The sequence below is a fragment of the Mycobacterium sp. PTI7 genome (assembly GCF_056679845.1).
Map to the genome: position 1 here is coordinate 3,608,160 of NZ_CM155252.1, position 25,251 is coordinate 3,633,410.

Below are 25,251 nucleotides of genomic sequence, written 5' to 3' on the forward strand. Positions count from 1 at the left end.
GCCATGCACCCCGACCGGTACGACGGTTGGCCGCCACCGTCAAAGACATTGACCGTGACCGAGACGAGAGTCGGAGACGTCGCCAGGCCGAACGCCCCAACGCCGGGGCCCACCACCTCCGAGGAGATCCGATGACCACGACACAGGCTCGCAGCGTCCACACCGCCTCACTGCTCGACGGGGAGATCGTCGAGGAGTCCGAGCTGGGCTCGATGCGCCGCGTCACCGCCGACAACCTGCCGATCCTCAAGGGCCTGTCGATCAAGCGGGTGCTGCTCAACCCCGGCGCCATGCGGACGCCGCACTGGCACGCCAACGCCAACGAACTCACCTACTGCGTCTCGGGCACCGCACTGGTGTCGATCCTCGACAGCGGCAGCAAGTTCTCGACGTTCATCGTGACGGCCGGCCAGATGTTCCACGCCGAGTCCGGGTCGCTGCACCACATCGAGAACATCGGTGACGACGTCGCCGAGTTCATCATCGCCTTCCGCAACGAACGCCCCGAGGACTTCGGGTTCGGCGCCACGCTCGGCGCCTTCAGCGACGCGGTGCTCGGCAACACCTACGACCTGCCGTCCTCGGACTTCACGAAGATCCGGCGCACCACTGGAGGGAACTTCCCACCCAACCCGCCCGAAGACCACAAGCTCGCCGCCCGCATCGGCGACCCCGTCGTCCCGGCCGCCGCACACTTCAACGACCCGCACAAGTTCGACGTCGAGGCCCAGTCGCCGGGACTCAACTACGTGAGCGGCAACGCCCGCTTCGCCCGCGACCAGTTCTGGCCGGCGCTCAAGGACATCTCGATGTACTCGCTGCGGGTCACCGAGGACGGGATGCGGGAGCCGCACTGGCACCCCGTCACCGCCGAGATGGGCTACGTCCGCCACGGCGACGCGCGGATGACCATCATGAATCCCGATGGCACGCTGGACACCTGGAACCTCACCACCGGCGACATGTACTTCATCCCCCGCGCCTACCCGCACCACATCGAGAACACCGGCACCGACCCCTGGCACTTCCTGATCTTCTTCGATCAGCCCTTCCCCGCCGACATCGGCTACCGCGCATCGGCGAGCGCCTACTCCCGCGAAGTCCTCGCCGCCACTTTCGGCACCCACATCGAGGACCTACCGCAATTCCCCTTCACCCCCGCCGATCCGCTGATCGTCACGCGCTCGAACCCGCTGGACCGATACTGAGCCCGCACCCCTTCTTCCGACTTCGAGAGGCACCGACATGAGCGTCATCACCACCACCGACGGCACCGACATCTTCTTCAAGGACTGGGGCACCGGCCAGCCCATCGTGTTCAGCCACGGCTGGCCGCTGTCGAGCGACGACTGGGACAACCAGATGCTGTTCTTCCTCTCCCAGGGTTACCGCGTGATCGCCCACGACCGGCGGGGCCATGGACGGTCGACCCAGACCCCCGGCGGGCACGACCTCGACCACTACGCCGACGATCTCGCCGCGCTCGTCGAGGCGCTCGACCTGCACGACGCCATCCACGTCGGCCACTCCACCGGCGGCGGTGAAGTGGTCCGGTTCCTCGCCCGCCACGGCGAGAGCCGCGCGTCGAAGGCCGTGCTCATCAGCGCGGTACCGCCGCTGATGGTCCAGACCGACGCCAACCCCGAGGGCCTGCCCAAGAGCGTGTTCGACGGCCTGCAGGCGCAGTTGGCCGCAAATCGCTCGGAGTTCTACCGCGCGTTGCCATCCGGGCCGTTCTACAACTTCGACCAGCCGGGCGTGGAATCGTCCGAGGCCGTCATCGCCAACTGGTGGCGACAGGGGATGATGGGCGATGCGCTGTCGCACTACGACGGCATCGTCGCGTTCTCGCAGACCGACTTCACCGAGGATCTGAAGAAGATCACGGTGCCCACACTGGTGATGCACAGCGAGGACGACCAGATCGTCCCCTACGTGGCGGCCGGCCCCAAGTCGGCCGAGCTGCTCGTCAACGGGACCTTGAAGACCTATCAGGGCTTCCCGCACGGCATGCCCACCACCCACGCCGACGTCGTCAACGCCGACGTGTTGGCGTTCCTGCAGTCCTGACCCGAGAAGGAGTCCCCGATGCCACACCTGTTCAGTCCGTTGACGTTGCGCGAGGTCACGTTCGCGCACCGGGCCTGGATGTCGCCCATGATGCAGTTCGCCGCCAGCCCGACGGGCGACGACACGGGCACGCCCAGCGACTGGCACGTCCAGCATCTGGGGTCGCGCGCGGTGGCCGGCGCAGCGCTGGTGATGGTCGAGGCGACCGCCGTCCACCCGGACGGGCGCAGCAGCGAATACGACCTGGGGCTGTGGAACGACCGGCAGGCCGACGCGTTCCGGCGCCTGACTGCGTTCCTCGCCGAGCAGGGCGCGGTGCCGGGCATCCAACTCGTCCACGCCGGACGCAAGGGCTCGACCGGCCGTCCGTGGCCGGATCCCGCACGCGAGCAACGGTCCTGGACGACGGTCGGACCCAGCGACGTCGCGTTCGGCAGGCTCCCGCTGCCCACCGAGCTGAGCGTCGACGACATCGGCGGCATCGTTCAGGCGTTCGCCGACGGCGCCCGGCGTGCCGAGTCGGCCGGGTTCCGGGTGCTCGAATTGCACGCCGCCCACGGGTATCTCATCCACCAGTTCCTGTCGCCGCACTCCAATCACCGCACCGATCAGTACGGCGGCCCGCTGGAGAACCGGATGCGCTTCGCGCTCGAGGTGGTCGACGCTGTGCGCGAGGCCTGGCCCGCCGAACTCCCGCTGTTCGCCCGCGTCTCGGCGACCGACTGGCTCGGCGGCGACACCGACGACGTGCGGCCCGGCTGGACCGTGCTGGACACCCTCGAGTTGGCGGGTCGCTTCAAGCGGCGCGGCGTCGATCTGATCGACGTGTCGTCCGGCGGGTCAGCACCGGACGCCGTCATCCCGGTGGGCCCCAGCTACCAGGTGCCGTTCTCGGCGCGCGTCCGCAAGGAGATCGACGTCCCGACCGCCGCAGTCGGATTGATCACCGACCCGCATCAGGCGGACGGCATCGTCGCCGACGGCGAGGCCGACGCCGTGTTCCTCGCGCGCGTCCTGCTGCGCAACCCGACCTGGATCCGCGAGGCCGCCGACGAGCTGGGGCACCCGCTGCCCCACCCGGTGCAGTACGGCCGGGCCTTCCGGTGACACAGATTCCGGACGACACCGCACCGTTCCGGGCCGCGGTGGTCGGCGGCTCGCTCGGAGGGTTGGCCGCCGCCCACGAACTGCGGTCGATCGGCGCCGACGTCGCGGTCTACGAGCGGTCCGCGGGTCGCACGGAGCCGCGCGGCGCCGGGATCGTCATGCAACCGGAGGTCGCGGACCTGCTCGGCCACCTGGGCAGATCGGTCCCCTCGGTGTGCGTGCAACTCGTCGAACGCCAGCAGCTGCACCGGCACGGTCCACCCACCCGGCACCATGCCCCGCAGTGGATGTCGGCCTGGGACACGCTGTACGAGGCACTCCGGGCTCCGCTGTCGGACGTCTGCGTGCGGCTCGACAGCCGGCTCACCGAACTCGGCGTCGAGGACGGCGAGGTGACCGCCCGCTTCGGCGACGGTTACGCGACCACCGCGGACTTCCTGATCGGCGCCGACGGCATCGGCTCGGCCACCCGCAAGATCGTCACCGGATCCGACGACCTGCGCTACGCCGGCTACGTGGCCTTCCGCGGACTGGAGCGGGAGGACTCTCTGCCCGCCGAACTCCGCGACCTGCTGGCCGAGCGGTTCACCTCGTTCGCCGTGCCGGGCATGCAGATGCTCTGCTACCTGGTGCCCGGCGCCGAGGGACAGCGCGGCGTGGGCGAGCGGCGCGTCAACTGGGTGTGGTACGTCAACGCCGCCGAGGCGCGGCTGCCCGCGCTGCTCACCGGGCGGTCCGGCACCAGGTTCGAATTCTTCCTGCCGCCAGGACAACTCACCGACGAGTCCGAGAAGTCGCTGCTGGCGCTGGCCGATCAGACACTGCCCGAGCCGTTCGGCGCGCTGCTGCGCCAGTCGGCGGTGTTCATGCAGCCGGTGTTCGACCTCCCCCCGACCGGCCTGGTAGCCGACCACGTCGTCCTGCTCGGCGACGCCGCGGGAACCGTGCGCCCGCACACCGCGTCGGGTACCTCGAAGGCCTTCGGCGATGCGGCGGAACTCGCACGCGCGCTGCGAGGTTGGCGTCGTGGCGAGCCGGTGCCGTTGCCCGCACTGTGGGCGTGGGAGTCCGCGCGGCTCGGGCATCTGCGCGCCGTCGCCCACTCCGGTGTGCGACTGGCCGATCGATCGTCGCTGGGCGTCGACGCCCCGCCGTTCCTGTGAACCCGACCGCTTCCCTCGTCCAGCGGGCCGCGGTCGCAGCCGTCGTGGCCGTGGCGAGCGCCGGCTGCGGCGGCGCCAACCCCGTGCTGTCCCCGCTGTCGCTGCCGGCGGCCACCACGTCGACGACCACCACCACGTCGGTCGCACCCGTCGCCGCACCGGACTACACGCAACTGCTGCTCCAGCCGAGCGACGTCTACGTACCCGGCGACGGGTTCACCGCCCCGCCGCCGCTGCGGGATCCCGACGGCATCGAGGGCGCAGAGGAGTTGATGACCAACGGCGACCAGACGCGGGCCGTCGGCATCACGATCGTCATGGAGTCCGATGCGCAGACGGCTCTGCGGGAGGTGCCCATCGCGCGGGACAAGCTCTCGACCGTCGTGCCGACCGCTCCGCCGCTGTCCGTGCCCGTGGGCGCCGGCGCCACCGCGGTCGTCGGGGTGTCGCCCGACGGGACGAAGGCCGTCACGGCGCTGGTGTTCAGCCAGGACCGCGCGATCGTCCGCATCGACTACTACAGCGCGCTCGGCCAGGCCACCCCCATCGACTTCGTGATCGAGGTCGGACTCAAGCAGGCCATCGCCCTACGCGTCGGATTGGCCCGCCAGCGCTAGCTGTTCTGGTGACTCGAGTGGTGATACCGGTTGCCACCCGCGCGCTTCGCCGAGTACATGGCGTCGTCGGCTGCGGCGACGAGACGGTCGACCCCGACGCGCACCTGCTCGGCGTCACCGCGCAGGACGCGGACGTCGGTGCAGGCGGTGCCGACGCTCGCGGTGATCGACATCGGGAGGTCGGCGATCGCCTCGCACACGCGGCGGGCGAGCGTCGTCGGATCCGCGGTGTCGCTCACCGCGGCCACCAGGAACTCCTCGCCGCCGCTGCGGGCGATCACCGCAGGCACGCCGATCACCGCCTGCCCGAGCGCCCGGCTCACCGCGACAAGCGCGTCGTCCCCGGCCTGATGTCCCCGGGTGTCGTTGATGCGCTTGAAGTCGTCGAGGTCCACCATCGCGACGGCGAGGTAGGCCCGCGGTGATGCCGTCGCGGCGGCGAGCATCTTCTCGGTGTGGTGCTGGAACGATCGGCGGTTGAGCAGCCCGGTCAGCGGATCGCGCTCGGCCCGTTCCAGGTCGACGCCCAGCGCCCGGATCAGGACGTGGATGGCGAGCGGCATGGCGATGTTGATCTGCGCCACGAGGAACAGGTCGACCCACGCCAGGGCGAGATGCCCGGACCCGGCGACGCGGACGGCCGCGATCACGGCGACCGTGGCGGCGACCGCGAAGTTGTACATCACCAGCGTGGTGGAGTGAAAGAACGCGATGTACGCGCCGGTGGTGGCGAAGGCGATGCAGCCGGTGAGCGCGCCCTGGGCGTTGGGATACGAGAGGCACGCCAGCGCGACCGACGCGTTCGAGACGACCGCGAAGGCGAGCGACTGCCGGTGGCTCGGCCAGCCCCGCGCCCACACGATCACGCCGGCGATCCCGCCCCCGAACGCCGTCCACATCATCGCGACGTAGACGCCGCCACGGGGACCGTCGACGCTCAGGAGGAGTGCGAGCAGGCAGGCGGCCAGCGACGCGGCGATCGACGCCATCATCAGACGGACGGCACCCGTGAGCCGCCGGGCGGCGAGGTAGTCGGTGATCCACTCGTAGTGACTCGCACGCGGCGACCACTTGCCAGAGAACGCCGCGGTCATCGTGCCAGCCCCCGTCATACGTGCCGATGGTCCGATCTGCGCAGGTGCCATCCGGACGACAGCAAATCTCGCTCGAGCCTACCGTGGCACGCGCGACCGGGGTCGCGATCGGGAGGCTCGGATGCGCGGACACTCGACCGCATGTCCTGCACGCGACCGCGCATTCGTACGAAAGGACTGAACCCGGCGACGAAATCCGCGTCTGGTCAGTGTCCGAGGTGATCATCGGACCCGGGGACGGTGACGTGGCCGCCTGGCGGCGTGCGCTCCTACCGCCCGCGAGGCGCGCGCCGCGACGCCGTTCGGCGTTTCGGCTCCGGCACGCCGGCGCACGGCATCAGCAATCATCGAGCGCCCGCAGCCGCCGTGCTGCCGAGCGTGGCACTCGTCCGACGATTGACGACGACGTCGATCGGGCACACGTCGACATGACATTCAAACTCACGTACAGCGACGGCCAGGAATCCCAGTACGGCGACGACACCGTCTGGGCACTCGACGACGGCGTACTGAAGCTCGGCAAGAAGGACGGCGAGTGGAGCGTGCTGCTCTCGCCGAGTCACTGGGCCGTCATCGAGGTCGGCGCCTCCGCGAAGGACGACGGGGAGAAGGACCGCTCCGACGACGAGGACTCCGACGACGAGGACCGCAAGAAGTCCGCCAAGGCCGAGGAGTCGAAGGAGAAGGACTCCGACGACGACTGACCGGGCGGGCACCCGGGCGTACCGTGGAGTTGGAATGAAGGTCATCTAACTTCCCGGGAAGAGGGCGTCATGAGATCGCCGTTCACGCCCCTCGTCGTCGAACCGTCCGCCGCCGACCTCGACGCGCTGATGAATCAGGGCCGGCGGGTGCGGACGCTGCGGCGCTATCTCGACGGCGTGGACGACGGCGTCCGCCCGCTGATCGACCTGTACCGCCCGTACGTCGACGGCGTGGAACACCTGCCGCGAGACGGCCGATTCCTGCTGGTGGGCAACCACACTCAGGCCGGCTATCCCGAGGTCGTGCTCGTCCCCCATTTCGTCCGACGGGAACTCGGCCGGCGGGTGCGGGTGCTGGCAGAACGTCAGATCGCGCAGATGCGCGGCGCGGCAGCGGACTTCGTGGCCGCGTACGGCGGCGTACTGGGCCATCCCGAGACCGCCGGTGAACTGATGGGGCACGACGAGACCGTGCTGGTGTTCCCCGGCGGCGCCCGCGAGATCGCGAAGTACAAGGGCGAGGAGTACACGCTGCGGTGGGATGGCCGCAGCGGGTTCGCACGCGTGGCCATCGCCCACGGCTACCCGATCGTCCCGATCGCACTGGTCGGTGGCGACGACGTCTACCGCAGCGTCGTCACCCGCGACAGCCTGCTGGGCCGGGCGACGCTCGCCGTGGCCCACCGCCTCACCGGTCGCAGCGACATGGCGCCGCCACTGATCCGCGGCATCGGTCCCACCCTCATCCCCCGACCCCAGCGGATGTATCTGCGCTTCGGCGAGCCGATCGGCACCACTCGACTGACCGGGATGCCGGCGGCGACGTGGGAGCAGGAGGTCAAGCACCGCGTGCAGACGTCACTCGAGACCTCACTCGCCGATCTGTGCGAGCTGCGCGCGCAGGACCCCTTCCGCGCCCTCAACCCGCTGTCGTGGCGCAGCGCCACGCGCTGAGGATCAGTGCGGCGCGGGACCGGGCGTCCACAGCAGTCCGTCCGGAGCGTCGACGACCACCCAGTCGGCGAACGACTTCGGGTCGTACCGCGCGATCAGGTCGTCCTCCTGCGCTGCCCACCGATCCCAGTGCGGGCGATACGCGTCACCGTCGCGCAGCAGCGCCCGCCGCTTGCGTTCGGCGTCCGGGGTGTCGACCCAGATGCCGAGATCGGCGAGTCGGCGATTGTGGCCGCTCAGCGCACCGACGCCCTCGACGATCAGACGCCCCGCGGGCTCGACCTCGTGCCAGCGGCTCGGGGCGTCGCGCACCCAGCTCCAGCTGCGCCACCGGCCGGCACGCCCGGCGTGGCGGGGCTCGAGCAGCTCGGTCCTGAGATGCTCGACGGCCCAGGCCAACCCGTCCCATCCGGCATAGACGTTGTCGAGCCGGAGGATCACGCTGCCGTCCCAGGCACGCTGCAGCCGTGTGGCCAGCGTCGACTTGCCCGACCCGGACCTGCCGTCGATCAGGATGGTTTCCGCACCGGTCTCGGACAACTCGCGGGCGACGTCATCGAGCTGCAACGAGGTTCCAATGCCCGGTGACGACCGCCGTGGCGATCGCCACGGCGACGATCAGGAACGCCGCACAGATCAACCCCACCTCGCGCCGTCCGAACTCAGACGGCCGCGCCCAGGTGCGGGTCGGGTGGGCTCCGAAGCCGCGGGCCTCCATCGCGGTGGCGAGTGCCGTGCCGCGGCGGATGGCGGACACCAGTAGCGCGAAGGCCTGTCCGGCAATGCGTCTGACGCGGCCCTGATCGGCGACGCCGCGGGCGCGGCGCGCGTACCCGAGGTAGCGCCAGTCCTGGCCCAGCAGCCCGACCAGACGCACCCCGGCCAGGGCGCCCAGGACGAAGCGCGCGGGGAGTCGCAGCACCTGCCCCAGACCGTCGGCGAGTTCGGTGGGATCCGTGTCGATGAACAGCAGCACCGACGGCAGCGCGATGGCGAGCACGCGCAGGAAGGTGGCCAGCGCCAGCGCGATCGAGCCGTCACTGACGGTGACGAGCAGGAAGTGCCAGTGCACCGTGCCGCGGACCTCCCCGTACAGCAGGATGGTCACGGCCGTGAAGGCCGCGGCGACGAGCACCATCGCGCCGCGAGCGAGCAAGGCGCGCAGCGGGATTCGTAGGACCAGCGCCAGCACGGCTTCGAGCACGAGGGCGGTCAGCGCCGACACCCAGTCGACGCTGAGCACCAGTCCCACTGCGATGACGAGTGCGGCCGCAAGCTTCGCCACCGGGTTGATCGCCGCGAGTCGGGTGGCCGGCGCGTCGGTCGGGGTGGTCAGCACGGGGCGTCCGCGACGGTCTCGGATCGCCACGCGGGCAGCTCGACCCGTCGGTCGGCGAGCAATCCGGCGAACTCGAGGTCGTGGGTGACGGCCACGACCGCGGCGCCGTCGTCGGCGATCCCGGCCAGGAGGCGCACCAGCTCCTCCCACGTGTTGCGGTCCTGTCCGAAGGTGGGCTCGTCGAGGATGATCAAGTCGGGGGCGGTGGCGAGGACGGTCGCCACCGACAGGCGGCGCTGCTCGCCGCCGGACAGGGTGTAGGGGTTGACGTCCGCCACGTGGGTGAGGCGCAATCGCTCCAGCATCGAGTCGACGGCGTCGTCGATCGCGGCCCGGTCCCGTTTCAGCGCCCGCGGACCCAGCGTCAGCTCGTCCCGCACGGTCGCGGTGAGGAACTGGTGCTCGGGGTTCTGGAACACGCTGCCGATGCGGGTGAGCAGTTCCCGGGACTTCCACGTGATCGGCTCGCGGCGGCGGCCCGCGGGCGCGAATCCCTCGGCGGCGGTGAGCCGTCCGGCCCGCGGCGGCAGGAGTCCACCGAGGGTGAGCGCCAGCGCCGACTTGCCTGCGCCGTTGGGGCCGGTGACGGCGGTGACGGTGCCGCGGTCGAGTGTGAAGGTGAGCGCGTCGGAGCGGTCCGCCGCGCGGTGGCCGACGGACAGATCGGCCGCGGCGAGCAGCGGGCCACCGGCCGGTGCGCGTCGGCGGGTGATCGACGGCAGCCCGGTCCCCGGCACCCAGACGCCGGCCCGCCGCAGCATGTCGCGTTCGCGTCGGAGCACGTCCCCGGGCGACCCGTCCGCGACCACCTGGCCCGAGTCACCCAGCACGACGACGCGATCGACCACGGGAAGCCAGGTGGCCGTGCGGTGTTCGATCACGATCAGGGTCGCGCCGGTGTCCGCGACCGCGGCGGCGACGGCGTCGCGCACCTCGAGGACACCCGCCGGATCGAGGTTCGCGGTGGGCTCGTCCAGCAGTATCAGCCCGGGGTTCATCGCGAGCACGCCGGCAAGTGCCAGCCGCTGCTGCTGACCGCCGGAGAGCGCCGACGTGTCGCGCGACAGCGGGAGGTCCAGGCCCACGGCGGCCAGTGCCCGCCGCACCCGCGGCCAGATCGCACTGCGCTCGACGGCGAAGTTCTCCATGCCGAACGCCACGTCGTCACCGACGCGCGACAGGATCACCTGCGAGTCGGGGTTCTGCAGCACCATGCCGATGCGGCTGCGACGGGAGGCCGGCGGTACGCCGTCGACGAGGAGGCGGCCTCCCTCGTCGCCGTCCTCGTTGCTGTCGAGCAGACCCGCGAGTCCCTGCAGCAGAGTCGACTTGCCCGAACCGCTGGCACCGAGGAGCAATACCCGTTCGCCCGGCTCGACGCTGAGGTCGAGACCGTTCAGCGCCCATGCCGTGCGTCCGGCGTGCCGCCAGCGCCAGTCCTGCGCGGCAACGGCGACGCCGTTCACCGTGGCACGTCGTGCCGCGACCCCACTCTGCCGGACGGGAATCGTGACAGGGCACCGGTCTTCGCCAGACCGCGGACGACGAACCACGACAGGGCGCCCGCGATCACGGCGCCCGACACGATCGCCGACACGACGTAGATCGCCGAGAACGTCGCCGCCGATCCGGGATACCAGAGGATCAGGTCGTTGACCGCCAGCGCGAGACCGGCCACCGCACCCGAGAGCACGGCGACCGGCAGGTTCCACGCGCGGTACAGGAAGATCGCGAACACCAGCTCGGCGGCCAGGCCCTGCACCAGTCCGGACTCGAGGGTGAGCACGCCCCACTGATTGCCGACCAGCGCGGAGACGGTGGCCGCGACCAGTTCGCCGTAGAGCGCGGCGCCGGGCTTGCGGATCACCAGGGCGGTCAGGACGCCGGCGAACAGCCAGCCGCCGCCGAGCAGCGCCTGCAGGCCGGGCAGCACCGCGCCGAGCGGGGCGCTGATGGGGTTGGAGGCAATGTTCCAGAGCACGAACACCAGCCCGGCCGCGACGGCCAGCACACTGGCCACGACGATGTCGACGACGCGCCATCGGTACGTCCGCCGCGGGCTTCCGGTGGGCTGCTGGGACACGGTATCGGTACTCATCGCTTCACTCCCTACGCCGGCATTACCCGGTCAGGTTCGTACGGTCGACGGCGCCAGCCGTCCTCTCAGCGCACTTGGCGTGCACTCCCGTGTGGGTCGTCCTCAATGTAACCCCAGCGCAGCCGGGGTGCGACGTCCGGGGCCATCACTCCCACACCACCTCGTCAGGCGACTTGTCCGGCCGCAGCCCCCGCCAACTCGGCTGACGCAGCCGGCCGTCCGACGTCCGCTCACTGAAGCGCACCTCGCCCACCAGTTCCGGGCGGACGAACGTGACGCCCTTGGCGTCGGGCCCGGTGAGGCGCGTCGTGAACGGTGAATCGTCGGTCTTCAGCGGCGCGAGCGTCTTCTTCAGGTTGGCCAGGTCCTTGTCGGTGAAGCCCGTGCCGACGCGGCCGGCGAAGGTCAGGCCGTCGCCCTCGGGGACCCCGATCAGCAGGGCGCCGATGCCGCTGGTGCGTCCGCCCTCACCGGCCCGCCAGCCGCCGATCACGATCTCCTGTGTGAGCCACAGCTTGTCCTTGATCCAGGACTGCGAGCGGCGGCCCGGCTGATAGGTGGAGTCCCGCTTCTTGGCGACCACGCCCTCCCAGCGTTGCGCTCGGGCATGCTCCAGCGCGTCGGGACCGTCGCCGGGTAGCTGGTCGGGCACGATCAGACCGCCCGCCTCGGCCAGTGTCTCCAGGATCCGACGTCGATCGGAGTACTTGGCGCGCAACAGGCTTCGACCGTCGAGGGACAGCACGTCGAACGCCCAGAACTCGACGCGGGTGGACGTGGCGCGGTTCTGCATCAGCCCGAAGCTCGGCACGCCGTTCTCGTCGAGGGCTACTGCCTCACCGTCGAGGATCACGTGGTGGTCGGCCAGGTCGGCGGCGAGCGCGCGCAACTGCGGGTACTCCCCGGTGACGTCGCGGCCGCTGCGCGACCGTAGTCGCAGCTCACCGTGATCGGCGTCGACGAGCAGCCGATAGCCGTCCCACTTGCCCTCGAACGCCCACACCACCTTCGTGAGCTTCGACACCGAACCATGTGTCGCCAGCATGGGTTTGACATCCTCGGGCGTCGGCTGGGGCTGCTCCTTCATGCGGTGCGCCAGCCAGTTCTTGCCACCGGTCTGGATGAGCGCGTACCGGCCCTCGATCTTCGAGCCGTGCAGCGTGACGATCACCTCGCCGCCCTTGTCCGGTCCGTCGGGTGGGTTGTCGTTGAACTTCTCGGTCTCGTAGGTCCCCGCGTCCCACACGGTCACCTCGCCGCCGCCGTACTCCCCCTTGGGAATCGTCCCCTCGAAGGTCGCGTACTCGAGCGGATGGTCCTCGGTGTGCACGGCGAGGTGATTCACCGACGGCGTCTCGGGCAGGTTCTTCGGCACCGCCCACGACACCAGCACGCCGTGTCGTTCCAGGCGGAAGTCGTAGTGCAGCCGGGTCGCGTGGTGTTCCTGGATGACGAACGTGTCACCGGAGCCGCCCCGGCGGCGACCTTCAACCTCGTTCCCGGTCGCCGGCGACGCGCGCGGCACCGGCTCGGGTGTCTTGGACGAGTCGCGCATGCTGCGGTAGGTGGTGAGCTTGTCCGGCAGCGGCGCCGGCTCGTCGAGGCCGTCGAGCAGATCACCGTCCCGTTCGACTCGCGCGAGCACCTCGTCGAACCGCAGGTGGCGCAGGTCGGGGTCCTCGATCTCCTCCCAGGTGCGCGGCGCCGCGACCGTCGGCTCGTCCCGGCCGCGCATCGAGTACGGCGCGATGGTCGTCTTCGCGGCGCTGTTCTGGCTCCAGTCGAGGAAGACCTTGCCCGCTCGCAGACTCTTGGTCATGGTCGCGGTGACCTGCTTGGGCATCTGCTTCTCGAGCTGCACCGCGATCCGCTTGGCCAGCACCGACGCGCCCTGCGAGCTGACCGGCTCGGCCAGCGGCACGTACAGGTGCAGGCCCTTGCTGCCGCTGGTCAGCGGGTAGGTGGTCAAGCCGATGTCGGTGATGAAGCCGCGGACCTCGTGCGCGACCTCGCACAGCTGGCGGAACGTCACGTCCTCGCCGGGGTCGAGATCGAACACGATCCGCGTCGCGGGCCCCGGCGTCGTCTCGTCGAGGAAGCGCCACTGCGGGACGTGCACCTCCAGCGACGCCTGCTGCGCCACCCACGCCAGCCCCTCGCGGCTGTCCAGAACCGGGTAGGTCGTGGTGCCCGACTTGTGCGTCACCGAGCCGCGATCCAGCCAATCCGGTGCCGACGACGCCAGCTGCTTCTCGAAGAAGTCGGGCTGCCCGACGCCGTTGGGCCAGCGCTTGCGGGTGACCGGCCGGCCCGCGATGTGCGGGATCATCGCGTCGGCGATCGCCACGTAGTAGTCGAAGATCTCGGCCTTGGTGGTCCCCGTGGCGGGGTAGAGCACCTTGTCGGGATTGGTCAGCTTGACCCGGCCGCAGCGATCCACCATGTCACGCTATTACCCGTTGTAGCGTGGGACCAGTGAAGACGGCGCTGTTGATCTGTGCGGCCACCGCGGCCGTGCAGCTGGGCGCCGCGCCGGCCGCCGCCGACCCGCAGGACCTGGTGCCCTACTGCACGGGTGACCAGACGCCGATGGACTCGAACTGCCGGGCCGGCTCGTCGAGGGTGATGACCCGCGACGAGACCGAGAAGTCCGGCTTGTCACCCAATCTGCCGAGCGGCCTGACTCCGGACAACGTCCCGGCGATCTAGTCGTCGTCGAGGACGATGACCTCAAACGGCTCGGTGGGCACCTCGGCGATCGCCAGCTTCGCGGCCGAGTCGACGGGGATCACGTCACCATTGAGCGCGGCGAGCGCCTTGTTCGTGCCGACGTCCCGGCCCGCCTGCTCGCTGAGCAGCCACCGCACCTCCAGCATGTCGCAGTACGCCTGGATGGGTGTGCCCGTGTGGTGCACCGCGTCGTGCGCCAGCAATTCGTAGGGGGTCAGCACCTCGATCACCCAGAGCCGCGCGGCGGTCGACTCGTCGACGTCGTGGCCCGCCTCGGCGATCAGCTGCGCCTGGTAGGCGTAGAGGTCGCCGAGCAGGATGCGCGCCTGCCCCTCCCCGACGTCGAGTCCGGTCAGTTCCTGGAGTCGCTGCGCGTGGTAGCGACGGTCCCCCACCACGACGCGCGCACGCATCCGGTTGGGATCGTCGACCTCGGGGTGCAGGGTCATCTCGTCGATCGCGAACCCCAGGTCGTTGAGCCGGCGGATGGTGCCCTCGACGCGGTAGCGGTCGCTGAAGCCGAACACCGGCTCGGCGTGCAGCACCGCCCACAGTTCCTCGTAACGGACCCGAACCTGCTCGGCCTCGGCGATGAGGGTGTCGTGCAGCTCCTCTGGGCGCTCCAGCCGCTCGGCGAGGTCCACCATCCCCATCGCCACGTTCTCGACGGCGATGTCGAGATCCCAGCCGCGCTGCCCGCGACTCAGGGTCGGGTGCACCTCGGAGGTCTCGGCGTCGACGAACCACGCCTGCAGCAGCTGCCCGTCGCGCGAGAAGAGCGTGTTGGCGAGCGAACAGTCACCCCAGAAGACGCCGTGCCGGTGCAGTTCGACCAGCAGGCCCGCCATCGCGTCGAGCAGCCGCGCGCGGTGCTTCGGCTGGTCGGGCGGCAGCCGCATGAACATTCGGCGGTACTGCCACGACCCCTCGAGGTAGCGGGTGACGAGGATCGCGGTGTCGAACTCCGGCTGCAGCACCAGACCTGCCGGGTGGACGGCGGGCAGCCCCATGTCCTCGAGCCGGCGCAACACGTCGAACTCCTTGACCGCGATCCGCGCCGGCATGTCCTTGACGGCCCACAGCTTGTCGTCGGCGTCGACGAACTTCACCAGGTGCCGGCTCGGGCCGACGGCCATGTCGCGCAGCGCGACCTCGGGGGCCCGCCACTCCGACAGCGGCCGGTCCCACGGCAGGGCGAGCAGTCCGGGTGTGGATGCCCGGAGCCGTAACTCGGGTGTCATCCCCGGGTCGCTCCGCTGGAGCCGCGCTTGCGTGGACTGCCCGCCGAGGGCGCCTGCACGTCAGTTCAGGCGTTCGCCGGACTCGGGGTGGAACAGGTGCACCGCCCCCTCCGGATGCCTGCGCAGCCGCACGGTGTCGGCCAGCCGGGGTGCCGTGCGCGGGTTGGAGCGCGCCACCAGCTCGACGCCACCCGGGCCGGAGCCCGCATGGGTGTAGACGTAGGCCTCGCTGCCGAGGTCCTCGACCAGGTCGACGACCACCTCGACGCCACCGGAGTCGGTGACCTCGAGCTGCTCGGGCCGGATGCCGATCGTCACCTCCTTGAGGCCGGCGCCCGCCAGGAGCGACACCTGGTCGCGCTCCAGCTCGAACACCGAATCGCCCACGCGGACGCCATTCTCGGCGATCTGCGCGGTGAACAGGTTCATCGCGGGCGAGCCGATGAAGCCGGCGACGAACGCGTTCGCGGGGCGGTCGTACAGCTCGTTGGGCGATGCGAACTGCTGCAGCTTGCCGAAGCGCAGCACGGCCACCCGGTCACCCATCGTCATGGCCTCGACCTGGTCGTGGGTGACGTAGACGGTCGTGGTGCCGAGACGCCGCTGCAGGGCGGCGATCTGGGTGCGGGTCTGCACGCGGAGCTTGGCGTCGAGGTTGGACAGCGGCTCGTCCATGCAGAACACCTGCGGCTCGCGGACGATCGCGCGGCCCATCGCCACGCGCTGCCGCTGACCGCCGGACAGCTTGGCGGGCTTGCGATCCAGGTGCTCGGTCAGGTCGAGGACCTTGGCGGCCTCCTCGACCTTCGCGCGCCGCTCCTCGGCGGACACGCCGCGCAGCTTGAGCGCGAAGCCCATGTTCTCGGCGACGGTCTTGTTCGGGTACAGCGCGTAGTTCTGGAAGACCATCGCGATGTCGCGGTCCTTCGACGGCACGCCCGTCATGTCCTTGCCGCCGATCTCGATGGATCCCTCGTCGATGTCCTCGAGGCCGGCGAGCATGCGCAGTGCGGTGCTCTTGCCCGAGCCGGACGGGCCGACGAGGACGACGAACTCGCCGTCCTGGATGTCGAGGTTGAGGTTGTCGACGGCGAGCTTGTCGGAGCCCTCGTAGATGCAGGACGCGTTCTTGTAGGTGATCGATGCCATGTCAGTGCTCTCTCTTCTTCGAGGTAAGGGGGTTACTTGATCGCGCCGAAGGACAGACCGCGCACCAGCTTGTTCTGGGCGAACCAGCCGCACAGGATCACCGGGAGGGCGGCCATCGTCGCGGCCGCCGACAGCACGGCCCAGTACTGGCCCTCACCGGCGATGAAGCCGACGAGGTAGACGGGCATGGTCTGGGCGTTCACCGCGGTCAGGTTCACCGCGAGGAAGAACTCGTTCCACGCGAAGATCACGCAGATGAGCGCGGTGGCCGCGATGCCGGGTGACACCAGCGGCAGGATGACCTCGCGCACCGACCGCCACAGGCTCGCGCCGTCGAGGCTGGCGGCCTCGAGGAGCTCACCGGGTACCTCGAGGAAGAACGAGCGCATCATCCACACGGCGATGGGCAGGTTCATCGACGTGTAGAGGATGACGAGAGCCCAGATGTTGTCCAGCAGGCCCGTGTTCGACACGATCACGTACAGCGGCAGGATCGCCGCGACGACCGGCAGCATCTTGGTGCTCATGAAGAAGAACAGTGCGTCGGAGGTCCCCTTGACGGGTCGCAGCGACAGGGCGAATGCGGCGGGCACCCCCAGCACCAGCACCAGGACGGTCGACATCACGGTGGCGAACACCGAGTTCAGCATCGCCGTTCCGATGCCCTGGGCGAACACCGCGGTGTACTGATCCAGCGTGGGGGTGAAGAACAGGGTCGGCGGATTGGTCGCGGCCGCGCTCTCCTGCTTGAACGACGTCAGGACCATCCAGAACACCGGGAAGAAGAACCCGATCCCGACGAGCCACGCCACCACGCCCCACGGGCTGAACTTCTTCGACTTCTTCTTGCGGACGGGAGCCGGATTCGGACTCGCCGTGGTCTTTTCGACTGTGGTCGTCACGATTACGCCGCCTCTTCCTTGCCGGAGAACGATTTGAAGATCAAGCGGAGGGCGAAGCTGGCGATGATCATCGTGAAGATGACGACCACCACGCCCATGGCGGCGGCCTGGCCCATGTCGAAGCCGAGGAACGCGCGCTGATAGATGTAGAACGGCAGGTTCGCGCTGGCGACGCCCGGCCCGCCCTGCGTCATCATGAAGATGGCGTCGAACGTGTTGACCAGGTAGACCGCACCGAGCACCACGCCCAGCTCGATGAAGCGGCGGAGGTGGGGCAGAGTCAGCTCCCGGAAGAGCTGGAACGCGCCGGCTCCGTCGACCCGGCCCGCCTCGAGCTGGTCGCGGGGCATCGACGTCAGACCGGCCAGGATCAGCAGCATCATGAACGGCGTCCACTGCCAGATCAGCTCGACCATCACCATCGTCAGCGGGAACTGCCCGATCCAGTCCACCGGGCCGATGCCCACCAGCGAGAGCACCCAGTTGAGGATGCCGTTGGTGGGATCGAGGATCGTGGTCTTCCAGATCAGCGCTCCCGCAACGGGTGTGATGAGGAACGGGGTGATCAGCAGCGTCCGGACGACGCCGCGGCCGAGGAAGGCGCGATCGAGCAGCAGCGCGATCCCCAGCCCGAGCAGCGCCGAGATCAGCACCACGCCGACGATCAGGATCACGGTGTTGAGGGCCACGGACCAGAACTGGCTGTCCTTGACCACCGCCACGTAGTTGTTGATCCCCACGAACTCTCGCGATCCCGGCCGGACCAGGTTCCACGACAGCGTCGAGTAGTACAGCGTGAACAGGAACGGCACCTGCGTCACGGCGATCATGAAGATGAGTGCGGGGAGCAGCGGCCCGCGCCTGCGCCACCCCTCGGCGCGGCTGACGCCGACGTCCTGGCGCTCCCGGATCTTCCGGACGCGCTCGGCCACCTCCGCTTCGCCGGTGTCGGCGCCGGTATCGGCAGTAAGAGTCATCACTTCTCCTGGTAGGTCTTGCCGACGACCTCGGCGTATTGCTGGGATTGATCGAGTGCGGCGTCCACCGAGATCTGACCGGCGATCGCTGCGCTGATCTGCTGGCTCACCCGGGTCCCGAGATCCTGGAACTCCGGGATGCCGACGAACTGCACGCCGGTGTACGGAACCGGTTGCACCGTGGGCTTGTCGGGCGTCGCATTGGTGATCGACTTGAGCGTCAGCGGCCCGTAGGACTTCGACACCGCCGCGTACTCCGGCAGTTCGGTGTAGGTCGAGGTCCGGCTACCGGGCGGCACCCGCTCCCAGCCGAGCTTCTCGCCGACCAGCTTCATGTAGTCCTTGCTCGTCATCCACGAGATGAACTTCCAGGCGCCGTCGGGGTTCTTGGCGCCCTTCGGGATGCCGAGCGCCCAGGTGTAGAGCCATCCCGAGTTGGGCTTCTCGACGATCGGTGCGGGCAGGTAGCCGATCTTGCCCACCAGGTCCGGGTAGGTCTTGGGATCCTCGAGCGTCGAGACCGCCGACGTCGCGTCGTACCACATGGCCGTCTGGCCCTGACCGAAGAGGTTGGCGCACTCCTGGAATCCCGTCGAGGACGCTCCCAGTTCGCCGGACTCCTTGATGGTGTTGACGTAGAAGTTGACGGCCTCCTTCACCTGGGGGCTGTTCAACTGGGCGTTCCACTGGTCGTCGAACCAGCGTCCCCCGAAGGTGTTGATGACGGTGTCGAGCGGGGCGAGCACCTCACCCCAGCCGGGCTTGCCGCGCAGGCAGATCCCAGCCCGGTCGTTGGTCTTCAGCGTCTTCGCCCACTGCCCGACCTCCTGCCACGTCGGCTGGTAGTTCGGATCCTGGTTGATCTGGATGCCGGCCTGTTCGAAGAGGTCCTTGCGGTACATCAGGAACGACGACTCGCCGTAGAACGGCACCGAGTACATGTTTCCCTCGTAGGACAGCGACTCGCGCAGCGACGGGATGAAGTCGTTCATGTCGTAGCCGGGCGTGTTGTTCGCGTACTCGTTCAGCGGCAGCAGCCACCCGTCCCTGGCCCACTGCGGCGTCTCGAAGTTGCTGATCATCGAGACGTCGAACTCGCTGCCGCCCATGGCCGCCGACATCGTGATCTTGGCGCGCGCCTGGTTCTCCGACAGCGAGACGAACTTCAGCTTGGTGCCGGGGTTGTCCTTCTCGAATTCCGAGGACAGCTCCTGCGCGTCGGTCATCTGCGAGTTGGAGACCAGCGCGATCGTCACTTCGTTCTCGGACGCACCGAGGCTGCCGGCACCGGAGCACCCCGCCGTGAACGTCAGACCCACCGCCGCGGCGCATGCCGCCGCACGATGGAGAACTCTTCGTCGAGTCTGCATACCGGTCAACCTCTCACTGATTCAACAACCAACGGGCACAATCGATGTCACATACCAAGAGCTTCGCGAGTCCGCCGAGCAGCGCCGCATGGGTCGCCACGTGCTTCTCCGGACCGCTGCAGATGAGGATGGTCTTCTCGCACTTGCGGATGTCCTCGAGCGGCACGGACACCGCACGCTGGGCGAGTTCGGTCTCGACGGGCGCGCCCTGGGCATCGAAGAACCTGCCGCCGATCTCGCCGACGGCGCCGAGCGTGATCAGCTCGTCGAGCATGCGGACGTCGAGGAAGCTGCCCTCGAACAACGTCGTCGACGTGGACACCGAGCCGACGCCGAACAGCATCGTGTCGGCGTGGCGACCCGCGTCGAGCGTCCGGGAGATCACGGAGTCGGTGCGCAGCGACGCCACCGTGGAGGCATCCGCGTACAGGGGCGCGGGCAGTCGCATCGCGTCGGCGCGCAGCATGTCGGCGCTGCGGCTGAGGATGAACTCCATGCCGGTCTGGTACGAGGCCGTCGACATCGCGCCGTCGAGTTGGACGATCACCCGGCAGTTGGCCACGCCGGGGCTGAGCGAGGACACCGCCGCCACCTGCTCCGGACCCCAGGTGAAGCCCAGCACGTCGTCCTGGGACAGGCGTCGCATCAGCAGTGCCGCGGACGCCCTGCCGAGATGCCCGGTCACGACGGCCTCGGTGATGCCGAAGCGCTCCTCGAGCTGACGCTCCTCGTCGGCGTGCAGATCGTCCTTGAGCATCGGCGGGACGATCACCTCGATGCGCACCAGGCCCTTCGACTTGGCGCGTGCGATGAGCCGGCCGGCGGTCGGCCGGGACACCCCGAGCTTCGCGGCGATCTCCGCCTGCGTGAGCCCGTCGAGGTAGTAGAGCGTCGCGGCGCGCAGAGCCAGCCGGAGGTCTTCGGGGGTGGCCCCACCGAAGTTCTCGGACCCGTCGGCCAGTCGGCCGCTGGTCGTCGGAGATGACCCGGAGGTCGGCGCGGACGCGTGCACGGTGCGGTCTGCCACCTCTCAAATTGGTGAACAAATGCTCAGGGGTGCGAGTAAGTGTTCATCACGCTAACATGTCGGGTGTGACGCACACAACACTTTCAGCTCCCGTCTCGGGACGGCACGGAAACGGTCGATCGACCTCACCGAGGCGCCCCGGGGCCATTGCCTCGCCGGGTAACGTCGGGACGGTGATGACGGCGTCATGAAACTCGACAACGCGAACCTCCCCCAGGTGTCCATCGCCAAGCCCGGTTACGACCGCAGCGAGATCACCGTCGGCATAGTGCATTTCGGCGTCGGTGGATTCCACCGCGCACACCAGGCGATGTACGTCGACCGGCTGCTCGAACGCGGCGACGCCAACGAGTGGGGCATCTGCGGCGTCGGCGTCCTGCCCGGCGATCGCCGGATGGCCGACGTGATGGCCGCCCAGGACGGGCTCTACACGCTGCTGGCCCTGCGCGCCGACGGTGGCCGCGAGGCCCGCGTCATCGGCTCGATCGTCGACTACCGGTTCGCCCCCGACGACCCCGAGGGCGTCATCGAACTGATCGCCGCCCCGACCACCCGCATCGTGTCGCTCACCATCACCGAGGGCGGCTACTCGATCGGCGACGCGGGACCCGACAGCGTCTTCGGCCTCGTCACCGCCGCGCTCGAACGGCGCCGGGAGCGCGGTCTGCCGTCCCCGACGATCGTGTCGTGCGACAACATCGAGGGCAACGGCGACGTCGCCCGCGAGGCCTTCACCGCCTACGCCGAACGGGAACACCCCGACCTGGCGGCGTGGATGGCCGAGCACACCCGCTTCCCCAACTCGATGGTCGACCGCATCACGCCGGCCACCTCACCCGAGGTGATCGAGACGGTTCGCAGCGAGTTCGGCATCGACGACGAATGGCCCGTCGCAGCAGAACCGTTCACGGCGTGGGTGCTCGAGGACCACTTCTCCGACGGCCGCCCGCGTTACGAGGACGTCGGCGTCATGGTCGTCGACGACGTCATGCCCTACGAACTGATGAAGCTGCGCCTGCTCAACGCGGGCCACCAGGCGCTCTGCTACTTCGCGTACCTGGCCGGGTACCGCCTCGTGCACGACGCCGCGGGCGACCCGCTGTTCGCCGCGTTCCTCAAGCGCTACATGGACGAGGAGGGGACGCCGACGCTGCTGCCCGTACCTGGCATCGACCTGCCGGAGTACAAGGAGACCGCGATCGAGCGCTTCGCCAATCCCGGTGTGCGCGACACTATCGTGCGCCTCTGCTTCGGCTCGTCGGACCGCATCCCGCAGTGGCTGCTGCCCGTGGTCCGGGAGAACCTGAAGTCCGGTGCGCCGATCGCACTGTCCGCGGCCGTCGTCGCCAGCTGGGCCCGCTACGCCGAGGGCGTCGACGAGCAGGGCGAACCGATCGACGTGCAGGACCAGCTCGCCGACACGCTGGTGCCGCTGGCCAAGTCGCAGCTGGAAAACCCGACGGCGTTCATCGAGAACACCGCGCTGTTCGGCGACCTCGCCCAGCAGCCGCGGTTCGTCGAGGCGTACCTGTGGGCCCTGGAGTCGTTGCACGAGAACGGATCCCGCGCGACGCTCGAACAGCTGATGAAGACCTCGTGACCCGAGCGCTCGTCATCGGCGAGGCGCTGATCGACGTCGTCGAGCGCGACGGCGCCGTCACCGGCGAGCACGTCGGCGGCAGCCCGCTCAACGTCGCCGTGGGACTGGGCCGGCTCGACCGCGGAGTCGACTTCCTCACCCACATCGGCACCGACGAGCGCGGCCGCCGCATCGCCGACCACGTGTCCGCGTCGGGCGTCCACCTCGTGCCGGGCAGCACCGACGCCGAGCGCACGCCCACCGCCCGCGCGCGGCTGGACGCGGCCGGCGGTGCCACCTACGACTTCGACCTCGACTGGCGACTGTCGGGCACGCCCGAGGTGGCGCCGCCGATCGTCGCGCACACCGGCTCCATCGCGGCGTTCCTCGACCCGGGTGCGCTGGCGACGGCCGCCCTGATCGACGCCTACCGCGCCGCGGCGACCATCACCTACGACCCCAACGTGCGGCCGGCGCTGATCACCGACCGCGAGCAGGCGATCGGCCGCATCGACCGGCTCGTCGCGACCGCCGACGTCGTCAAGGTCAGCGACGAGGACCTGCACTGGATCGACCCGTCGCGCACCCCCGAGGAGATCGCGGCGGCATGGCACGCGGCCGGCCCCGCGATCGTCGCCGTGACGAGGGGCGGGGACGGGTCGTACGCGGTGTGCGCGGCGGGCAGCGTCGACGTCGAGGCCCCGCCGGTCGAGGTGGTGGACACCGTGGGCGCGGGCGACGCGTTCATGACAGGCCTGATCGACGCGCTGTGGTCGCTCGACCTGCTGGGCGCCGCGCGGCGCGCGGACCTCGCCTCGATCGGCACGTCGGCACTCGCGGACGTGCTCCGCGCGGCGGCGGACGTCTCGGCGTACGTGGTGGCCCGGGCGGGCGCGGACCTACCGGATCGTGCCGCTCTGCGTCGACGCTGACCAAATGGGCAATACTGGGTCATGCGTTCCATCTGGAAGGGTTCGATCGCCTTTGGGCTGGTGAACGTGCCGGTCAAGGTCTACAGCGCGACCGAAGACCACGACATCAAGTTCCACCAGGTGCACGCCAAGGACAACGGACGCATCCGCTACAAGCGGGTGTGCGAGGTCTGCGGCGAAGTGGTCGAGTACCGCGACATCGCCAAGGCCTACGACTCCGACGACGGTCAGACGGTGATCATCACCGACGAGGACATCGCGACGATGCCCGAGGAACGCAGCCGCGAGATCGAGGTCGTCGAGTTCATCCCCGCCGAACAACTCGACCCGCTGATGTACGACAAGAGCTACTTCCTCGAACCGGACTCGAAGTCGTCCAAGTCGTACGTGCTGCTGGCCAAGACGCTTGCCGACACCGACCGCGTGGCCATCGTGCACTTTGCGCTGCGCAACAAGACCCGCCTGGCTGCGCTGCGGGTCAAGGACTTCAGCAAGCGCGACGTCATGGTCATCCACACGCTGCTCTGGCCCGACGAGATTCGTGACCCCGACTTCCCCATCCTTGACAAGGAGGTGGAGGTCAAGCCCGCCGAGCTGAAGATGGCCGGCCAGGTGGTCGAGTCGATGACCGACGACTTCCACCCCGACCAGTTCCGCGACGACTACCAGGAGCAGCTGCGCGAACTGGTGGCTGCCAAGCTCGAGGGTGGCGAGGCGTTCAGCACCGAGGAGTCCGAACCCGAGAACCTCGACGAGACCGACGACGTGTCCGACCTGCTGGCCAAGCTCGAGGCGAGCGTGAAGGCGCGCAAGGGTGGGGCGTCGTCGTCGGAGTCGTCCGAGTCGTCGGACTCGTCTGATTCGTCGTCGGATGACGAGGACGAGGACGCGAAGCCCGCCAAGAAGGCGCCCGCCAAGTCGGCGGCGAAGAAGGCTCCGGCCAAGGCTGCGGCCAAGAAGACCGCCGCCAAGAAGGCACCCGCCAAGAAGACCGCGGCGAAGAAGGCTGCGGCCAAGAAGTCCTAGCGCCTCGTTGCTGACGTCTCGCCACGACGCTTCCGACGGGAGTACGCGCCACTGACGGGCAAATTGACCGCGCCGAGCGTCAAAATCTTCGATCGCGCGACTCGGCGTCCGAAGTGGCTGCTATAACTGGTGCCTCGAGCACTTGTCAGGCTCAGCCACGTGAGTGGCCGCCTCGTCAGCTAAGGACGTCATGCACACCTCTCTTCGTCTGCCCTTGGTCGCCGGTGTGGCCCTCACGGGCGCGGCCTTCTGCGTCGCGGCGACCCCTGACGCGGTAGCGCCGTACGAGCACGACGTGCGCCTGGTGTCGACGGGCTTCGACCTGCCGCAGTCGCCCGCCCAGCTCGACTGCCTGCTCCTGTGCAGCGTCGACGGGTCGGCGCAGACGACGCCGGCTCGGATGGCGCTCGCTCCCTCCGCGGCGATCGCCGCGCTGCCTGCGCCCAACGTCATCGGCGACTTCATCGGCTTCTTCATCGGCAACGGCGCGGCGGGCGGGCCGGGCCAGAACGGCGGCAACGGCGGGCTGCTGTTCGGCAACGGCGGAGCGGGCGGCGTCGGCATCGACGGTGGACCGGGTGGCAGCGGTGGAAACGCCGGGCTGTTCGGCAACGGCGGCGCCGGCGGTGCGGGCGCGAACGCGCAATCCGAGAACAGAGCGGTCGCAGGCAACGGTGGGAGGGGCGGCAACGGCGGCCTGTTCATCGGCAACGGCGGTGCGGGCGGCGCAGGCGGCTACGCCGTGGGGATCTTCTTCGGTGCCAGCGCCGGTAACGGCGGCGTAGGCGGCAATGCCATCGGTCTCGGCGACGGCGGCGACGGCGGAGCGGGCGGCGACGCAGGTGCCGCGTTCGACATCGCGACCGGTGGCGCCGGTGGCTCGGGCGGCCAGGCCGGCCTCGGCGGGAACGGTGGCGACGGCGGCACCGGCGGCAAAGGCGTTGGCAGTCCGTCCGGCTCGGGGGTCGGCGGCGCTGGTGGCAACGGCGGGAACTCAGGCCTGACGACGGGTTCCGGCGGCAGCGGCGGCGACGGCGGCGGGGCTTCGTTCGGGGCACCGCTCGGGCAGACCGCCATCGGCGGCAACGGGGGCAATGGCGGCAACAGCGCCGCGGGCTCGACGGGCGGCGCCGGCGGCAATGGTGGCGACATCAACTCGGTGGGGCGCGAAC

Annotated in this window: 22 protein-coding genes, 2 pseudogenes and 1 riboswitch; of the genes and pseudogenes, 12 read left to right on the plus strand and 12 right to left on the minus strand. The window is 69.5% G+C overall.

Going from position 1 to position 25,251, the window contains the following annotated elements:
• Positions 1 to 131 precede the first annotated feature (131 nt).
• Genes AC1MEY_RS17305 through AC1MEY_RS17325 form a run of 5 tightly spaced genes read left to right on the plus strand, consistent with a single transcriptional unit; the run spans position 132 to position 4,957 of the window.
• Positions 132 to 1,208, plus strand: a complete 1,077-nt coding sequence (locus AC1MEY_RS17305) for a cupin domain-containing protein (RefSeq protein ID WP_480226683.1) — start codon at positions 132 to 134, stop codon at positions 1,206 to 1,208.
• A gap of 37 nt (positions 1,209 to 1,245) precedes the next feature.
• Positions 1,246 to 2,070 carry an alpha/beta fold hydrolase gene (locus AC1MEY_RS17310; protein WP_480226684.1) on the plus strand — a complete coding sequence of 275 codons (825 nt, stop codon included), beginning with the start codon at positions 1,246 to 1,248 and terminating at the stop codon, positions 2,068 to 2,070.
• 18 nt (positions 2,071 to 2,088) lie between these two features.
• Positions 2,089 to 3,177: an NADH:flavin oxidoreductase/NADH oxidase gene (locus tag AC1MEY_RS17315; RefSeq protein WP_480226685.1), complete on the plus strand. Its 1,089-nt coding sequence runs from the start codon at positions 2,089 to 2,091 to the stop codon at positions 3,175 to 3,177.
• A complete protein-coding gene (locus tag AC1MEY_RS17320) occupies positions 3,174 to 4,340 on the plus strand; it encodes an FAD binding domain-containing protein (protein WP_480226686.1) in 1,167 nt (388 codons plus the stop codon). Before AC1MEY_RS17315 ends, AC1MEY_RS17320 begins: the two co-directional genes overlap by 4 nt.
• Positions 4,341 to 4,384: 44 nt before the next feature.
• Positions 4,385 to 4,957: a hypothetical protein gene (locus tag AC1MEY_RS17325; RefSeq protein ID WP_480226687.1), complete on the plus strand. Its 573-nt coding sequence runs from the start codon at positions 4,385 to 4,387 to the stop codon at positions 4,955 to 4,957.
• Here AC1MEY_RS17325 and AC1MEY_RS17330 read toward each other — a convergent pair.
• On the minus strand, positions 4,954 to 6,069 hold the full coding sequence (locus AC1MEY_RS17330) for a GGDEF domain-containing protein (RefSeq protein ID WP_480226688.1): 1,116 nt from the start codon (positions 6,067 to 6,069) through the stop codon (positions 4,954 to 4,956). The two genes, AC1MEY_RS17325 and AC1MEY_RS17330, sit on opposite strands and share 4 nt — an antisense overlap.
• Before the next feature lie 410 nt (positions 6,070 to 6,479).
• Between AC1MEY_RS17330 and AC1MEY_RS17335 the strand changes: the two genes are divergently transcribed.
• Together AC1MEY_RS17335 and AC1MEY_RS17340 are read left to right on the plus strand one after the other, a co-directional pair.
• Positions 6,480 to 6,755, plus strand: a complete 276-nt coding sequence (locus AC1MEY_RS17335) for a hypothetical protein (RefSeq protein ID WP_480226689.1) — start codon at positions 6,480 to 6,482, stop codon at positions 6,753 to 6,755.
• 69 nt (positions 6,756 to 6,824) lie between these two features.
• Entirely contained in the window at positions 6,825 to 7,709 is an 885-nt protein-coding gene (locus AC1MEY_RS17340; RefSeq protein ID WP_480226690.1) for a lysophospholipid acyltransferase family protein, read from the plus strand.
• A 3-nt stretch (positions 7,710 to 7,712) separates the two neighbouring features.
• Here the strand turns inward: AC1MEY_RS17340 and AC1MEY_RS17345 are convergent, their stop codons facing one another.
• The 5 genes from AC1MEY_RS17345 to AC1MEY_RS17365 form a co-directional block, all read right to left on the minus strand.
• Positions 7,713 to 8,276, minus strand: a complete 564-nt coding sequence (locus AC1MEY_RS17345; RefSeq protein ID WP_480226691.1) for a nucleoside/nucleotide kinase family protein — start codon at positions 8,274 to 8,276, stop codon at positions 7,713 to 7,715.
• Positions 8,263 to 9,045 carry an energy-coupling factor transporter transmembrane component T family protein gene (locus tag AC1MEY_RS17350; RefSeq protein ID WP_480231533.1) on the minus strand — a complete coding sequence of 261 codons (783 nt, stop codon included), beginning with the start codon at positions 9,043 to 9,045 and terminating at the stop codon, positions 8,263 to 8,265. The genes AC1MEY_RS17345 and AC1MEY_RS17350 overlap by 14 nt, the downstream gene beginning before the upstream one ends.
• The gene (locus AC1MEY_RS17355) at positions 9,042 to 10,514 is read right to left on the minus strand and encodes an ABC transporter ATP-binding protein (protein ID WP_480226692.1); all 1,473 of its coding nucleotides are present in this window, start codon (positions 10,512 to 10,514) and stop codon (positions 9,042 to 9,044) included. Before AC1MEY_RS17355 ends, AC1MEY_RS17350 begins: the two co-directional genes overlap by 4 nt.
• On the minus strand, positions 10,511 to 11,146 hold the full coding sequence (locus AC1MEY_RS17360) for an ECF transporter S component (RefSeq protein WP_480226693.1): 636 nt from the start codon (positions 11,144 to 11,146) through the stop codon (positions 10,511 to 10,513). Before AC1MEY_RS17360 ends, AC1MEY_RS17355 begins: the two co-directional genes overlap by 4 nt.
• Positions 11,138 to 11,247: riboswitch (TPP riboswitch) on the minus strand. It overlaps the preceding gene by 9 nt.
• Positions 11,248 to 11,291: 44 nt before the next feature.
• Positions 11,292 to 13,589, minus strand: a complete 2,298-nt coding sequence (locus AC1MEY_RS17365) for an ATP-dependent DNA ligase (protein WP_480226694.1) — start codon at positions 13,587 to 13,589, stop codon at positions 11,292 to 11,294.
• 32 nt (positions 13,590 to 13,621) lie between these two features.
• Between AC1MEY_RS17365 and AC1MEY_RS17370 the strand changes: the two genes are divergently transcribed.
• The gene (locus tag AC1MEY_RS17370; RefSeq protein ID WP_480226695.1) at positions 13,622 to 13,855 is read left to right on the plus strand and encodes a hypothetical protein; all 234 of its coding nucleotides are present in this window, start codon (positions 13,622 to 13,624) and stop codon (positions 13,853 to 13,855) included.
• Here AC1MEY_RS17370 and AC1MEY_RS17375 read toward each other — a convergent pair.
• From AC1MEY_RS17375 to AC1MEY_RS17400, 6 genes are read right to left on the minus strand one after another with little or no spacing between them, the layout of a single operon-like run.
• Positions 13,852 to 15,117 (minus strand): DUF4032 domain-containing protein, encoded by a 1,266-nt coding sequence (locus AC1MEY_RS17375; RefSeq protein WP_480226696.1) that lies wholly within the window; start codon positions 15,115 to 15,117, stop codon positions 13,852 to 13,854. The two genes, AC1MEY_RS17370 and AC1MEY_RS17375, sit on opposite strands and share 4 nt — an antisense overlap.
• 60 nt (positions 15,118 to 15,177) lie before the next feature.
• Positions 15,178 to 16,266, minus strand: a complete 1,089-nt coding sequence (locus AC1MEY_RS17380) for an ABC transporter ATP-binding protein (RefSeq protein WP_480226697.1) — start codon at positions 16,264 to 16,266, stop codon at positions 15,178 to 15,180.
• 32 nt (positions 16,267 to 16,298) lie between these two features.
• A complete protein-coding gene (locus tag AC1MEY_RS17385; protein WP_480226698.1) occupies positions 16,299 to 17,168 on the minus strand; it encodes a carbohydrate ABC transporter permease in 870 nt (289 codons plus the stop codon).
• A gap of 2 nt (positions 17,169 to 17,170) precedes the next feature.
• On the minus strand, positions 17,171 to 18,145 hold the full coding sequence (locus tag AC1MEY_RS17390) for a carbohydrate ABC transporter permease (protein ID WP_480226699.1): 975 nt from the start codon (positions 18,143 to 18,145) through the stop codon (positions 17,171 to 17,173).
• The gene (locus AC1MEY_RS17395) at positions 18,145 to 19,515 is read right to left on the minus strand and encodes an ABC transporter substrate-binding protein (RefSeq protein ID WP_480226700.1); all 1,371 of its coding nucleotides are present in this window, start codon (positions 19,513 to 19,515) and stop codon (positions 18,145 to 18,147) included. Before AC1MEY_RS17395 ends, AC1MEY_RS17390 begins: the two co-directional genes overlap by 1 nt.
• A 13-nt stretch (positions 19,516 to 19,528) precedes the next feature.
• Positions 19,529 to 20,476 carry a sugar-binding transcriptional regulator gene (locus AC1MEY_RS17400; RefSeq protein WP_480231534.1) on the minus strand — a complete coding sequence of 316 codons (948 nt, stop codon included), beginning with the start codon at positions 20,474 to 20,476 and terminating at the stop codon, positions 19,529 to 19,531.
• A gap of 253 nt (positions 20,477 to 20,729) precedes the next feature.
• Here AC1MEY_RS17400 and AC1MEY_RS17405 point away from each other — a divergent pair, with 253 nt between their 5' ends.
• From AC1MEY_RS17405 to AC1MEY_RS17420, 4 genes and pseudogenes are all read left to right on the plus strand, one after another.
• Entirely contained in the window at positions 20,730 to 22,142 is a 1,413-nt protein-coding gene (locus AC1MEY_RS17405; RefSeq protein ID WP_480226701.1) for a mannitol dehydrogenase family protein, read from the plus strand.
• Positions 22,139 to 23,053 (plus strand): carbohydrate kinase family protein, encoded by a 915-nt coding sequence (locus AC1MEY_RS17410; protein WP_480226702.1) that lies wholly within the window; start codon positions 22,139 to 22,141, stop codon positions 23,051 to 23,053. Before AC1MEY_RS17405 ends, AC1MEY_RS17410 begins: the two co-directional genes overlap by 4 nt.
• A gap of 21 nt (positions 23,054 to 23,074) precedes the next feature.
• Positions 23,075 to 23,881: pseudogene (ku, locus tag AC1MEY_RS17415) on the plus strand (non-homologous end joining protein Ku); the annotation flags it as partial.
• Between the two features lie 673 nt (positions 23,882 to 24,554).
• Positions 24,555 to 24,719 (plus strand): annotated as a pseudogene (locus AC1MEY_RS17420) (PGRS repeat-containing protein); the annotation flags it as partial.
• Positions 24,720 to 25,251 lie beyond the last annotated feature (532 nt).